The sequence below is a fragment of the Vibrio sp. qd031 genome, assembly GCF_002100145.1.
Taxonomy (GTDB): Bacteria; Pseudomonadota; Gammaproteobacteria; order Enterobacterales; family Vibrionaceae; genus Vibrio.
In genome coordinates this window covers 720460-733979 of the sequence record NZ_JXQD01000025.1, presented here as the reverse complement: position 1 = coordinate 733979, position 13520 = coordinate 720460, and the positions used below count along the sequence as shown (strand labels likewise).

The window sequence follows — 13520 nt, the reverse complement described above, 5'->3', positions numbered from 1 at the left end:
ACCACCAGCAAAAAGGCCGCTTCAAGCGGCCTTAGTCAATAGGTTTTTAAGCCAGTTGGCTAAAAATGATACTGTAAATAGACAGCGTTGTAGTTACTACCGCCTTTGAGTCGGCCGTATTGAGATGATTTTTCGAATATCGCTGAGCGGTGATGAACGTAGTAGCCCAGCCAAAGGTCATTTAGGTCTGGAGAATTAAACAGGTCACCCAAATTAACATCGAAAGAAAAATCTAGGTAATTTAATAGGTTACTCGTATTAGCATAGTCTTTCCTTTCGGTGAAGTCATACTCTTCTAAATAAGTAACGTCCTTAACATAAGACAAACCTTCCGCGACACCAACACGCCATTTAAATGGCCAGTCAATCGTGTAATAGGCTTTAATTGCGACAACATATTCTTGGGTGCTGCTTTGTTTTTCGTGACTCCAGTGCCAACCAAAACCAGGCGTTACAAAAATGTCTAATGGAAGGCCAAACAACTCATCGGTTAACGGTTGTCCATAGAACAACGTGGTTAATTGACTATCGTAAGGATCTTTCTCGACATCAAAGCGCATAATATCGCCTAAGCTCGATGGTGTTCCCCATGCGTGAGCAATTCTCCAATAAGCTTTGCTGTCTAACTCTTTTTTAGGGGGCACGTCTTTATTGTTAAAGATCCCAAATCCAAGGTAATACTCAGCCTGTGTCGAATCATTGATAAAAGAGACATTTTTCGCCTCACTATCTAAGAATCGATAATCTATTCCGGCAAGCAAGTAAAGATTGGACGCGACATGGTAGGACACATCCAAACCAATATTGTAGTCAATGCCCGATCCAATGGTTTCACCTACTTGGGCATCGTCAACAACCAGAGGCTCCAAACCGTAGTACAACGAGTTAAAGCTGGCTGTCTTGTAGCGCATTCTCAAATTGGGTTCGAAAATAAAGTTGTTATAACCGTAAGTGCCACGCGCTTCTAAGTTTGAGTGCCAATTGGTTTGTTGATCGATCATGGCATCGAGTCTAAGTGTCCAGTTCTCATCGACTGTGTAGTCAAATAACACACCGAGATCACCGGTGTCGCCACCGATGTAGTTTTGATAATCGGCTGGAATATCGATAAAGCGCATGCGAGTGATGGCAGATACGCTTAGCGGGCTTTGGTCATTGTCAAAGAGATATAAACCGGCCTCAAGCCCATTTAAGTAACCGAACTCACCTTTGTAAAAAAGCATCGGAATGAAGGTCGATACAGAATCAGCGTTAATATCATTATCGTAGAGAACGTCGGCATTTCGAAAAACAGCAGCGATGCCCCATTCTTGTTCTGGATAAGCAGTATTAGCAGCATAACTGGTTGCAGTAACAAAAGCGGTGCCAACGGACATCGCCAATAAAGAAAGTTGAGTCATGTGTTTAGTCAAGTAAGAATCCTTTCTTCGGAAATAGCCATCGCTGGGTTATAAATATTCACGGTTTACAATGACGTCGATTGCTCTGATGAGTGTAATCGCAATCCCATCATAAAAAAAGAGTAGTGTGCACTCAATCACATTAATGAGAAACACGAGTAACAAAACAAGTGGCGGCTAATAATAAAGAAACCCTTGCACGATGGCTGTGATTCCGCTTAGGGAACATAGCACCAAAGAACCATAGCGAATACTTTGTTGCGATATACGTCCTAAACACAGCAGCGCTAAACGATAGCCCAAGTAAGATGCAGGCAATAATGGTAGTGTCAGCCACACATGGGTAAGCGTGAAATGACCAACAAAAAACAATACAATCAAAGACATAATCGAGCTAAAAAGGAAGAACGCTGACAGGTTACCACGTAACCTATTGGCCTCTTGATGCTGCAATAAAAGTGCCATAGGTGGTCCCCCAATGGCCGACGACGTGCCCATAAACCCTGAGAAAAATCCCGCTATCATCATGCGAGACGGATTTGGCTCTATACGAATAGGCAATAAACTAATGCACACCGATAACAATACAAAAAATCCAAGTGCTAATGACATTAAAGAGGCAGACACGTAAACCAGTAACAACCCGCCTACGACCGATCCCGGAATGCGACCTATTATCGCCATTTTAAGTCCTCCAATAGAGATCGAACTTTTATGCTTAGAGGCATTAATTAACGACAGTCCAATTGCGACGAGGCAAATTGGCGCTGGTACGTAATGGGGATCCAGTTGAAACAGCAGTGGCGCCGCGACAATTGCCATGCCAAAGCCAATGGTTGTTTGTACAAATGACCCAGCAAATATCAGTAAAACCGCGAGGGCGACATCCAACGTGAGTATCGAACTGAATTCAAACATGTTGCTCTTAAGGCTCCAAAGGTTGTATTTTTGTAGTATGCACCCATTTAAAACTTAACCTGTTTGAATCGAGGCAACTATGATTAGAAAGATCAGTCAATTATTCCAGAAGCTAAATCCAGAGCCACTTGAAACCAGCAGCGAGTCACAGCATCAAGCAATTGCAGGGTTACTCTGTGAAGTATCGCATGCCGATAGTGTGGCGGATCTAGACGAACATCAAGCCAAAGTGAGTCTGCTGCAAAAAATCACTGAAATTTCAGAAAGTGAATCCATTGCTCTCATTGAAAAAGGGTCTCAACAGTTAAAAGATGCAGTGTCACTGTTTGAATACACCACGCAGTTGAGAGCGATGGATCCCGAACAGCGTTTTGAGCTTATCCAAGGTCTATGGGAAGTCGCCTATGCCGACGGTACCGTTGATCCGCAAGAAGAAGCTATCATTCGTCAAGTTGCAGAGCTTTTGTATGTCGACCATAGTGAGTACATTAGAGCCAAGTTACTGGTAGTGCCGCACTAGATATCAAGTGGAGCTGTTACAACATGGTGAGCGCTAGCTTTGCTAAATTGTAGGCATCGACATAACCTGAGTGCTGTCGCCCTTCCCAAGCAATACCTTGAGATTCTTGAGCCTGTTTGTGCCCTATTCGTTTGTCTTTTAGACGGTGCTGTATTCGATACAATGTGGCTAAGTTAATAAATTCATTGAACGGAAACGGAATTCCTTTCGCCTCACACTCTTTGGAAAAAATAAGGTCATCTCTACCCCAACTGGCGTAAATTTTATTTGTGCCACCGAAGTTTTTGATCATGGACTGTATAACCTGCTTTAGAGGTCTACCTTGTTTTTCAATTTTTCGCGGAGTAATTCCAGTCAGTTCAACACAAAACTGAGACACCTGATCTCGTTCTGGCTTCACATAATATTGCGCGCGTTTCACGATGGTTTGTGATGCCAAATCGATCTCCGCTAGCCCTATTTCAATTATTTCTCCGGTTGTGCCCTTGCCATCCACGTTCCAACAACACATTTCAAGGTCGAAACACACTACACGGTTATAGTTCATGCTCGTTGAGTCCTAATATTTCTTGCCACAGATTGTACCCATCCCACTGCTAAGGTCAAAGAACAAAGAACCTGCTACTCATTTAAAGCGACTAGTTTGATTACTTTTTGTCTCACCAACGATAGATTGCTGTAAAAGTGGTCGAATCAGCGGGTGTAGATGCTTGAATTAATTACACTCAACCCCATATAAAGCTACAATCTAGTCAATTATCTATTCTATAGCGAGAGCAAGTACCATGACTGTAAACCTTTCACAGATCCCTGAGGTTTTTGATCTATTACACGGCATATTGGCCGCGTTAGCCTTGACCGGCTTTCTATTGGCATTCAACAAAAAACCCCAACTTATCGAAAAAGAAATTGAAGTCGAAAAGATTGTAGAGGTTGAGAAACCAGTTGAAAAAATCGTTGAAGTTGAAGTAGAGAAAGTCGTTGAGGTAGAGAAAGTCATCGAGAAAGTGGTTGAGGTTGAATCAAACCTTACCACCACAAATCAAGATTCTGCGTTGCAGCTGCTGTCGCTAATGCAAAAAGAAGCCCGACTTATTGATTTTCTTAACGAAGACTTAACAGGCTTTAGCGATGAAGATGTAGGTGCTGCGGCGCGCGTTATCCATACGGGTGGTCAAAAACTGCTTAAAAACTATGTCGAATTGTCGCCTGTGCGCAACGAAAGCGAAGAGACAACGGTGCAAATTGAGCAAGATTTTGATCCTCAAAGCATCCGCCTTGTAGGGCAAATCATTGGTGACGGACCGTATCGTGGATTGTTGCTACATAAAGGTTGGAAAGTAGATAAGCTTTCGCTTCCAAAACTATCTAAGGACATTAACTTGTCTGTCATTGCTCCAGCAGAGGTAGAACTCTAATATGTCACAAGCGTTGTATCATGTGGGTATAGATTTAGGAACGACCCACTCCGTAATAGCTTACAAGGATAAAAGTGACCAAAACAATGGCGTGCAGTTGCTGCCCATTGCACAACTTACCGCTCCAGGGCAAGTTGAAGAGCCTCTTCAGCTCGGGTCTTTCGTTTACCAAGCTCATCATCACGAATTGGGCGAAGGATCTCGAACCCTACCTTGGACGACAGAGCCAGAAGCGTTAGTCGGTACAATTGCTCGTAATATGGGCGCCAAGAGCCCCACTCGTTTAGTTAGCTCAGCAAAGTCATGGTTGTGCCATGCCGGAGTTAATCGCCGCGATGCTATCTTACCTGCTGGCAGTCCAGAGGACGTTGAGAAAATTTCTCCTTTACGTGCGACCGAGCTGTATCTTACCCATCTTCATGATGCGTGGAACCATCGCTTTCCAAATGCGCCTATTTCTGAACAAGATGTCACTATCACTGTGCCCGCATCGTTTGATCCAGCAGCGCGTGAACTCACTGCTGAGGCGGCGCGTAGTATCGGTTTTGAACATCTCACTTTACTCGAGGAACCTCAAGCAGCTCTTTACAGCTGGCTAAATTTGGCAGCAGATAACTGGCGTGAGCAGCTAGAAACAGGCGATACTATCTTAGTCGTTGATGTTGGCGGCGGTACCACCGATCTTTCATTGGTGGCGGTTAACGATGATGACGGCAACCTCTCTCTTGAACGTATTGCGGTGGGCGAACACATCTTACTTGGCGGCGACAACATGGATCTTGCCCTCGCCTACCAAGTGAAAGCAAAACTCGCAGCGATTGGCAAAGAAATACAGCCATGGCAAATTCAGGCTATTACTCAAGCTTGTCGCGACGCGAAAGAAACATTGCTTGCAGACAACGACATAGAGTCAGTGCCTATCGTTGTCCCGAGTCGTGGTTCAAAGTTACTTGGTACTACGCTTAAGTGCGAGTTAACCCGACACGAAGTCACGCAGTTCTTAGTTGAAGGATTTTTCCCTAACGTTTCTATAGACAATCAACCGCAACAAGCCCGCCGAGGTGCTCTAACCCAAATGGGTCTGCCTTACGCACAGGATCCTGCGATTACTAAACATATTTCAGGTTTTCTTTCCAAACATGGTGAAAACGCTGAGCAAACCAATGACCCATTTGCGTCAATGATCAGTAATCCTATGTTGGGTGGGCAACCTATAGAGGCGGACGCTAGCGCAAGCTTTAGAGCGCCTACTGCCATTTTATTTAATGGTGGCGTATTAAAATCTGATCGACTGAGAACGCGCCTTCTAGAGACCATAAACCAATGGCTCACTGAAGCAAATAAACCACACTTAAAAGTACTGACTGGTACTAATTTGGATTTGGCTGTTGCTCACGGCGCGGCATACTACAGTGAAGTACGACAAGGTGATGGCGTTCGCATTCGCGGCGGTATCTCGTCGAGCTTTTACATCGGCGTTGAAAGTGCATTACCTGCCATTCCTGGAATGGCGCCACCGATGGAAGCCTATTGTATTGCGCCATTTGGTCTTGAAGAAGGCAGCGAAGCTGTCATGCCAAAAAAAGAATTTGGCCTTGTCGTGGGTGAACCGGTGCATTTCCAATTCTTTGGCTCAACCGCTCGTCAACATGACCAAGCTGGGGATTTACTTGATCACTGGGCTGACGGTGAATTGGACGAACTGCCTGAAGTGCATCTAACGTTGTCCGCAGATAATGGACGTCAACCCGGTGACATTGTCCCAGTGACACTGCGATCGTCGGTTGATGAATTAGGCACCCTGCAGTTGCAAGCTATTGCGTCAGACAATCAAGAAGCGTGGCGTGTTGATTTTGACCTGCGGGCAGAACAAGAATAACCCTTAATCAAAACGGCGCTTTAAGCGCCGTTTCATATTGATAATTTGTCTTATCTTAGGTGACCCTATGAGCCGTCCAGCTTACTTAGTGGGAATTGATCTTGGTACCACTCACTGCGTCGTGGCTTTCGCCAGTATTGATGCTAACCCCAATGAGCCGATTAACTTACTTCCCATTCCACAACTTATTGGACCTGGACAAGTAGCAGACAGACTCAGTTTGCCCTCTTTTCGGTTTCATCCGCATTCAACACAATTTAGCGCCGCTGATCTCACCCTACCATGGCAACAGCAGCCTGTGTTAGGCGATGAGCAACCTGCAATCATTGGCGAGTGGGCTCGCGAATTGGGTACGCACTCTCCATCACAACTAGTGTCTAGTGCAAAAAGTTGGCTGTCCCACGACAAAGTCGATAGACATGATTCCATTTTACCCTGGATTGCGAGCGAACAGACTCACCGCATATCACCGGTTATTGCCAGTGCGAGTTACCTCAATTATTTGCGACAAGCATGGGATCATCAACATCCCGTCCACAAGCTTGCCGAACAGAAACTAACAATCACCATTCCCGCCTCTTTTGATGAAGCGGCGCGAAAACTTACCCTAGAGGGCGCGGCACTCGCGGGATTACATAACGTTACTCTTTTAGAAGAGCCTCAAGCCGCGTGTTACGACTGGGTTGCTCGAAGTCAGCAAGACGCTGAGCAGCAGCTCAAAGAGCATGCGTCAATCTTAGTGGTGGATGTTGGCGGTGGTACTACCGACTTGAGCTTAATAGCCACCCATGACCACAATAACAATTTTGAGTTAAACAGGGTTGCAGTCGGAGAGCACTTAATGCTTGGCGGTGATAACATTGACCTTGCCATCGCTCATCTCGCTGAAAGAAGCTTAAATGACAATGCGCGTATGAATACCGCCAATTTAAGTAAGCTGGCTCAGCAAGCGCGTAAAACGAAAGAGCTGCTGCTAGGCGACAACGAACTGACTGAATCAAAAATCACCTTACTCGGTGGCGGCTCAAAGCTTATTGGGGCAAGCCGAAGTACCTCCGTAACGAAATCTGACCTTCACCAATTAGCGTTAGACGGCTTTTTCCCACTTACTGATATCAACGCGCTGCCTAGTACCAAACGAGGCGCGATCGTAGAGTTTGGTTTACCTTTTGTCTCAGATCCTGCTATATCGAAACATATCGCCCAGTTTTTAGCCCAACATAAACAGCAGGCAGGTATGCCTACTGCGGTGCTCTACAACGGTGGTTTATTCAACAGTGCTTTAGTCGCAAAACGCGTTACTGAACTTCTATCATCATGGTCAAGTCGTGACGTAACCGTATTAAAGAACCCTCACCCTGATCATAGTGTTGCTTATGGAGCCGTTGCCTTCCTACAGGCCAAACAAGGTAAGCTAGCCACCATCAAGAGTGGTGCTTCGCGCAGTTTCTACCTGCATCTTCCGAGTAAAAGTGGCCCCGGTCGCGCTTTGTGCCTGCTCAAAAAAGGGGAAATGCCAGGAACCGAGGTTAAGCTGACCGGTCGCACCTTCAATCTCACGATCAATCAGCCTGCTAGATTTCATGTACTTAGCGCCCATCAAGAGATATTAGTCAAACAGAATGAAGTTGCGCACGGTCAGATCATCGACGTCGTGAACGCACCTTTACATCCACTACCTGCACTTGTTACTACAATAAGTGACAAGACCATTGATGCCAACAACGTGGACGTCCAACTGATCACTCAGCAAACCGAGATTGGAACCATTAAACTCGAGTGTCAATCTTTGGATTCTGATCACCGATGGGAGCTAGAGTTCGATACTCGACAACATGCTAGTGAGGAATCTGTTGGTGCGCCTTCCCCTCAGCTTAAGACTGCCAATCAACTCATCAGTCAGGCTTTTAGTGGGAACCGAAAAAACTCTGACGGCAAGGAAATCAAAGCACTTACTCGCCAGCTAGAAAAACAGCTCGGCAACAAAGATGAATGGTCGTTTGATACGCTTCGCAGTATTTACGACACCTTACAGCAAGGAAGAAAAAGACGTCGCCGTAGCGATAGACACGAACAAGTTTGGCTACGACTCGCGGGGCATGCACTTAGACCAGGGTTTGGCGACGTGAATGACTCTTGGCGAATTGAACAGCTGTGGGCATTGAATCAGCATACATTGCAGTTTCCATCTACTCAGTCGTGGAATGATTGGTGGACGTTATGGCGTCGCGTCGCTGGTGGATTAAACCAAGAACAACAAGAACAATTGTTGACACAACTTGCACCCTATTTACACCCAGGTGCAGTCAGCTGTAAACAAGGACGAGAACGTGCTCACCAACATGGCTACGAATCGATGGTGCGGTTGGCCGCGTCATTGGAACAACTTGAAGCCGAGGATAAACTGCTGCTAGGAAACTGGTTCTTTAAACGAGCAACCCATCAAAAAGAACATGTTGCGACACACTGGTGGGCTGTTGCAAGGATCGGCACAAGATTTTCAATGCAACAAAGCCAACAAAAGCTTTTGCCAAAATCCACGGTTGAAGCCTGGTTAACCTCGTTGCTTGAGTTAAGTTGGGACAAAAGTGATGGCATGGCATTTTGTGCAAGCATGCTCGCCGCCAACGTCGCCGATCGCGAACTGGTGGTTAGCGAATCATTACAACAAGAAGTAATCGCGCGTTTACAACAGGTTAAAGCCCCAGCGAGTTGGATTTCTATGGTCGCTAATGTACAACAATTAGATAGCGAGTCTCAGGCTAAAGCTCTCGGTGATACGCTACCAAGTGGTTTAAAACTGGTCTCCTAAAAAGCAACTAAATCATGGTAATCAGTGATCAATCCGCGCGGTTTAGCGTAAAAATAGAGGTGACATTGAAAGAAAAATAGCAAAAATCATGTCTACGTTAATAAGCTACTCAAAAAACAGGGAACAGATATGAAGTTGTTAAAATCACCGTGGCTCATTGCCCTACTAGTATTCGCCGCATTTGGCTCGGTATTATCCGTCGCCAAGACAGCTATCGAGGTACCTGAAGATGCAGAATTGGCCACGCTTGCGGGTGGGTGCTTTTGGTGTACCGAATCAGACTTAGAGAAATTGGACGGCGTGTATGACGTCGTTTCTGGTTACGCCGGTGGTGAGAAACCGAACCCAACGTATAAGGAAGTTGCTTCAGGAAAAAGCGGCCACATTGAAGTCATACAAGTAAGCTACGACCCGTCGGTAGTCTCTTACCTAGACATTGTCGATCAATTATTTAGACACATGGATCCCACCGACAATCAAGGCTCGTTTGTGGATCGTGGCCCACAGTATCGCCCAGCTGTTTTTTATCACAACGAGCAACAGAAAGCGCAAGTAGAACAGTTTATAACTCAAGTTGACGCCTTAGGCGTGTATCAAAAGCCGCTTAAAGTGGATGTATTACCCTTGGAAGAGTTTTACGTCGCTGAGGATTACCATCAAGATTATTACAAAACCAATCCAATTCGATACAAATACTATCGCCACGCTTCTGGTCGTGACCAATACTTAGACAAAATATTTGGTAAAGATCGCGAAGAGAACCCAGTAACCTTGCTTAGCCTTATAGAAGGTCAAGCGGCTACAGACGCAATTGTGTATGCCCGTCCTAGTGATGAAGAAATTAAGCAGAAGCTGTCCAAACTGCAATGGGTTGTGACTCAAGAAGAAGGCACCGAGCGTCCTTTTGACAATGAATTTTGGGATAATAAAGCTGAAGGTATCTATGTCGATATTGTGTCGGGTGAACCGCTATTTTCGTCAACCGACAAATACAAATCAGGAACAGGGTGGCCAAGCTTTACCAAGCCTATTGACTCGCATTATGTGACCGAGCACGAAGACACCAAACTGTTTTACACCCGAGTTGAATTAAGAAGCAAATACGCAGACTCGCACCTAGGCCATGTGTTTACCGATGGGCCTGCGCCTACAGGTTTACGTTACTGTATTAATTCGGCCTCTTTAGAGTTTATCCCCAAAGATCAACTGGCCTCTCGTGGCTTTGAACGCTACCTTCCGATGTTTGAGTGAAGACAGTTGCGCCTTTGCGGGTTTAGAGCAACCGCATTAAGCTCAAATGAGAAAAGCGCCGTAAGGCGCTTTTTTTTTGCTTAAACTTGGCTGCAATAGCCACTATCACCCTCTTAACAACTCAGTGTTAAGGGCGCGCTCCCAGCTTCACTTTGCCATTATCTTGAAACCATGCTGCTTGCTTACGGCGACGAGCAATCAAGATAGGACCGTCATCGTAAAATAAAAAGTTTTTCCAATGACGTTTAAACGTTTTCCAGTTCGTCTCAATGACATTGTATTTTTCATAGCAAAAGTAGACAGTAACATCGTCCTGCCAATCTAAGTGCGCCATCAACTCTTCAGGCATCGAATCATCGTCTGAATCCCACGACTTCATCCACTCTTCTTCACTGCTCCAGTTTTCTAGATTTGACGGCCAATCTTGGCGATTTAGACGCTCCATATCTGGGCTTTCTCGAGATATGTTCTCTTTCCAAAACTGCGCAGCCTGCGCTTGCGAAAACGGTTTGATGAACGTGAGCGCGTCTTCACTCAGTGGCATAGAAGCGTGAGTGAAAATCCACTTTCTTTTATAGTCGTCAATCGATTGATATTTCATAGTAAATGCTTTTGTTTTTATTCCGGTTTTAGCCAGCCGTTTTCGACGGACGTTTCAATGATATTAAGCGCCTTAGCCCATAATGCGCGAGAGCCCTTCTCGATTCGGCCATTGATTGCGATGACTTGAGAACGACTGATGCCATGTTCTACCCAACTTTGTCCACTATTGTTAAAATTCATCAATAAAGGGATAAAACGATCCATGGCTTTGGCAAACCGAGCTTCCGCCGACTCGGCTTGCTCAAACTCATCCCAAATTGCGCGTAGTTCTGCACGTTGATCGGGCTCTAAGTAGCCAAACAGGCGATCGGCCGCCTCTAACTCTTTTTGCTGCTGGGATTGCGATGCAACCGCGTCATAAACAAAGGTATCGCCAGCGTCAATTTCAACAATATCGTGCAGCAGAAGCATTTTGATCACTGTATTGATGTTCACGGGTTCGTCCGCATGCTCTTCACATAACAGAGCCATTGTAGCGACATGCCAACTGTGTTCCGCGGTATTCTCTAGACGCCCTTGAGCGGATTTTACTTTTGTACGTCTGAGCACGGACTTTAGTTTGTCGAGTTCGAAAACCAACGCCAATTGTTTATCTAATCTATCCACTACTGTGCTTTCCATTGTTGGTTGATAAGTGACGTCAAGACATGGTCTTGCCACTGCCCATCGATAAGTAAATATTGTTTTGCTAAGCCTTCTTTTTCAAAACCAAGCGACTCTAAAACGTTAGCGCTGCGAACATTGCGAGGAATGTATGCGGCCATAATTCGGTGCAGCCCTTTTTCAGTAAACATCCATTGACAGGCTGCTTTCAACGCTCGCCTCATAATGCCGCGCCCCTGTGCACTCTGAGCTAACGAATACCCCACATTACCGGCGTGAAATGGAAACTGGGTGAGATTCGAAAATGAAATAGTCCCTAACATGACGCCTTCGCTATCAACGATGACACAGTAAAACGCAAGATCATGTTGATGCAGTTCATTCAGCTTAATGAGTTTTTGTCGCCAGCCTTGAAGCGTATAGAACGCCTCTTCCCGCTTAGGGTCCCACGGCTTTAGATGTTCTCTATTTTGCAAAAAATAGTCACTGATCCTACCGGCATCGTCTGGGACCGCTAATCGGAGTATAAAGTCAGATTCCTGATGAATACAGCCATTAGTCTTCATGCTTATTGATCTCGTAGTCTCGTAATTTGTTGGCTATTGAGGTGTGCGAAACGCCTAGACGCTTGGCTAGTTTCCGGCTGCTTGGAAACGACAGATACAAGGTTTGAATGATTTGTGCCTCATACGCTTTCATAATCGAATCTAACGAACCTTCAAGGTTCAGTTTTGCGCCTTGTTGCGACAACGCGTGTGGCTTCAAGTCGAAGGCACTTGCATCCAATAGTTGACCTTCACTCAGCGACAGCGCTCTTAATGTGGCATTTTCTAATTCGCGTATATTACCTGGCCATTGATAGTCCGCTAGCACTGCTTTTCCATCATCAGTGAGTTGGGCTTTTTCTACGCCCAAAGCTCGGCTGTGTTTCGCAATAAAATGCTCAAGCAGAGGTTCAACATCGTTTAGACGTTCTCGAAGCGGAGGAATGGTTAGGTTTAACACATTGAGCCTAAAATAGAGATCTTCTCTAAAGGCGTGATTATCAACCATACCGGCTAAGTTTTTTGCCGTCGACGCTATGACACGTACATCGACGTGCACCTCTTCTTCTTCGCCCACTCGTCGAAAAGTGCCATCTTGTAGGAAACGTACCAATTTCATTTGCAGATGAGGGCTCATCTCGCCAATTTCGTCCAAAAAGACGGTTCCACCATCGGCAAGTTCAAAAATACCTTTATGACCTTCGCTTTGGTTAAATTGGCCTGCTGCATGTCCAAACAGTTCCGTTTCGGCTACATCATCGGGCATCGATGCACAACTTAATATCAAAAACGGATGCGCCGATCTAGAGGTGGAGTCGTGGCACGCACGAGCCAACACTTCTTTGCCGGTCCCTGTTTCGCCTTGAATGAGCAGCGGTTGATTTAGTGGGGCCAGCTTTTTGGCTTGTGAGATCATCACTTTATGTTTACTTGAGCGTCCTACCAGATGCTCGAACACCCGAGCTTGCCTGCTTGGTTCGTTAACCACAGGTTGCGCCGCAATCATGCTTTTGCTGCGAATTGAAACCAACGTACTGGCATGCATCGTGTCGGTTTCATTCTCTTTAATGTATATAGGGATAGCGTCTAAATCGTAATCTAGACCATCTATGATGACAGTAAAGCTTTGCTCGGTGGCGCCTGCATCAAGCCATTTGCTGTAGCTGAATCCAGACAATAGATTTGATAACACTGACCCGGATAAACAGCCATCTCTATCTCCAAACAACAGCAGTGCCGCCTTGTTAGCTTTATCGACTTCACCTTTAGTGTTTAGCGATAAGATTGGCTGAGGCATATTATTGAGCAGAGAGAACAGCTCATGGTTTTCACGCTCACTTGGCATAAATTGGATGGTTCTAACGTCTGTCACACCTTGAATTAGGCGAATTTGAACCATGAGTTCACGAAACAACTCGAAGTCTGTTTCGGTGCAGTTAAGATAAATTTTTCCGCGTACATCAATTTCAATACCTCGAAGATCGATGTGACGCGCGACCAACAGTTCGAGTAGCTCTTGGGTTAGCCCTAAACGATCAAGGCACAACACTTCCAATTTCATGGGATTACAA

At 45.5% G+C, this 13520-nt stretch carries 12 protein-coding genes; 5 read left to right on the top strand and 7 right to left on the bottom strand.

Features of this window, described 5'->3' with window-relative positions:
• Positions 1-59: 59 nt before the first annotated feature.
• Positions 60-1412, bottom strand: a complete 1353-nt coding sequence (locus tag ST37_RS15280) for a MipA/OmpV family protein (RefSeq protein ID WP_242426311.1) — start codon at positions 1410-1412, stop codon at positions 60-62.
• A 165-nt stretch (positions 1413-1577) separates the two neighbouring features.
• Positions 1578-2318: a sulfite exporter TauE/SafE family protein gene (locus tag ST37_RS15275; RefSeq protein WP_084887895.1), complete on the bottom strand. Its 741-nt coding sequence runs from the start codon at positions 2316-2318 to the stop codon at positions 1578-1580.
• Positions 2319-2397: 79 nt separating this feature from the next.
• Between ST37_RS15275 and ST37_RS15270 the strand changes: the two genes are divergently transcribed.
• Positions 2398-2838 (top strand): TerB family tellurite resistance protein, encoded by a 441-nt coding sequence (locus tag ST37_RS15270; RefSeq protein ID WP_084887893.1) that lies wholly within the window; start codon positions 2398-2400, stop codon positions 2836-2838.
• A gap of 16 nt (positions 2839-2854) precedes the next feature.
• Here ST37_RS15270 and ST37_RS15265 read toward each other — a convergent pair whose 3' ends face one another.
• A complete protein-coding gene (locus ST37_RS15265; protein ID WP_084887892.1) occupies positions 2855-3385 on the bottom strand; it encodes a 3'-5' exonuclease in 531 nt (176 codons plus the stop codon).
• 238 nt (positions 3386-3623) lie between these two features.
• Here ST37_RS15265 and ST37_RS15260 point away from each other — a divergent pair, with 238 nt between their 5' ends.
• From ST37_RS15260 to msrB, 4 genes are all read left to right on the top strand, one after another.
• Positions 3624-4256: a DUF2760 domain-containing protein gene (locus ST37_RS15260; RefSeq protein WP_084887890.1), complete on the top strand. Its 633-nt coding sequence runs from the start codon at positions 3624-3626 to the stop codon at positions 4254-4256.
• A 1-nt stretch (position 4257) separates the two neighbouring features.
• Positions 4258-6135 (top strand): Hsp70 family protein, encoded by a 1878-nt coding sequence (locus ST37_RS15255; protein WP_084887888.1) that lies wholly within the window; start codon positions 4258-4260, stop codon positions 6133-6135.
• A 67-nt stretch (positions 6136-6202) separates the two neighbouring features.
• Positions 6203-8947 carry a hsp70 family protein gene (locus ST37_RS15250; protein ID WP_084887886.1) on the top strand — a complete coding sequence of 915 codons (2745 nt, stop codon included), beginning with the start codon at positions 6203-6205 and terminating at the stop codon, positions 8945-8947.
• A gap of 129 nt (positions 8948-9076) precedes the next feature.
• Complete coding sequence (gene msrB, locus ST37_RS15245; RefSeq protein WP_084887884.1) at positions 9077-10198, top strand: peptide-methionine (R)-S-oxide reductase MsrB; 1122 nt, start codon at positions 9077-9079, stop codon at positions 10196-10198.
• A 127-nt stretch (positions 10199-10325) separates the two neighbouring features.
• On the opposite strand, the gene ST37_RS15240 is transcribed toward msrB, so the two are convergent.
• The 4 genes from ST37_RS15240 to tyrR are packed head-to-tail and all read right to left on the bottom strand — an operon-like array spanning position 10326 to position 13510.
• Positions 10326-10799 (bottom strand): DUF2947 domain-containing protein, encoded by a 474-nt coding sequence (locus ST37_RS15240; RefSeq protein WP_084887882.1) that lies wholly within the window; start codon positions 10797-10799, stop codon positions 10326-10328.
• A 17-nt stretch (positions 10800-10816) separates the two neighbouring features.
• Positions 10817-11407, bottom strand: coding sequence for an HD domain-containing protein (locus ST37_RS15235; RefSeq protein WP_084887880.1), 591 nt, complete (start codon positions 11405-11407; stop codon positions 10817-10819).
• Complete coding sequence (rimJ, locus tag ST37_RS15230; protein ID WP_084887878.1) at positions 11407-11970, bottom strand: ribosomal protein S5-alanine N-acetyltransferase; 564 nt, start codon at positions 11968-11970, stop codon at positions 11407-11409. Before rimJ ends, ST37_RS15235 begins: the two co-directional genes overlap by 1 nt.
• Positions 11960-13510: a transcriptional regulator TyrR gene (tyrR, locus tag ST37_RS15225; protein ID WP_084887876.1), complete on the bottom strand. Its 1551-nt coding sequence runs from the start codon at positions 13508-13510 to the stop codon at positions 11960-11962. The genes rimJ and tyrR overlap by 11 nt, the downstream gene beginning before the upstream one ends.
• Positions 13511-13520: the final 10 nt, after the last annotated feature.

What these genes read in the sequence shown, in the direction of transcription:
- ST37_RS15275 (WP_084887895.1), bottom strand. Translation starts at nt 2,318, where the DNA reads ATGTTTGAATTCAGTTCGATACTCACGTTGGATGTCGCCCTCGCGGTT.
- ST37_RS15270 (WP_084887893.1), top strand. Translation starts at nt 2,398, where the DNA reads ATGATTAGAAAGATCAGTCAATTATTCCAGAAGCTAAATCCAGAGCCA.
- ST37_RS15265 (WP_084887892.1), bottom strand. Translation starts at nt 3,385, where the DNA reads ATGAACTATAACCGTGTAGTGTGTTTCGACCTTGAAATGTGTTGTTGG.
- ST37_RS15260 (WP_084887890.1), top strand. Translation starts at nt 3,624, where the DNA reads ATGACTGTAAACCTTTCACAGATCCCTGAGGTTTTTGATCTATTACAC.
- ST37_RS15255 (WP_084887888.1), top strand. Translation starts at nt 4,258, where the DNA reads ATGTCACAAGCGTTGTATCATGTGGGTATAGATTTAGGAACGACCCAC.
- ST37_RS15250 (WP_084887886.1), top strand. Translation starts at nt 6,203, where the DNA reads ATGAGCCGTCCAGCTTACTTAGTGGGAATTGATCTTGGTACCACTCAC.
- msrB (WP_084887884.1), top strand. Translation starts at nt 9,077, where the DNA reads ATGAAGTTGTTAAAATCACCGTGGCTCATTGCCCTACTAGTATTCGCC.
- ST37_RS15240 (WP_084887882.1), bottom strand. Translation starts at nt 10,799, where the DNA reads ATGAAATATCAATCGATTGACGACTATAAAAGAAAGTGGATTTTCACT.
- rimJ (WP_084887878.1), bottom strand. Translation starts at nt 11,970, where the DNA reads ATGAAGACTAATGGCTGTATTCATCAGGAATCTGACTTTATACTCCGA.
- tyrR (WP_084887876.1), bottom strand. Translation starts at nt 13,510, where the DNA reads ATGAAATTGGAAGTGTTGTGCCTTGATCGTTTAGGGCTAACCCAAGAG.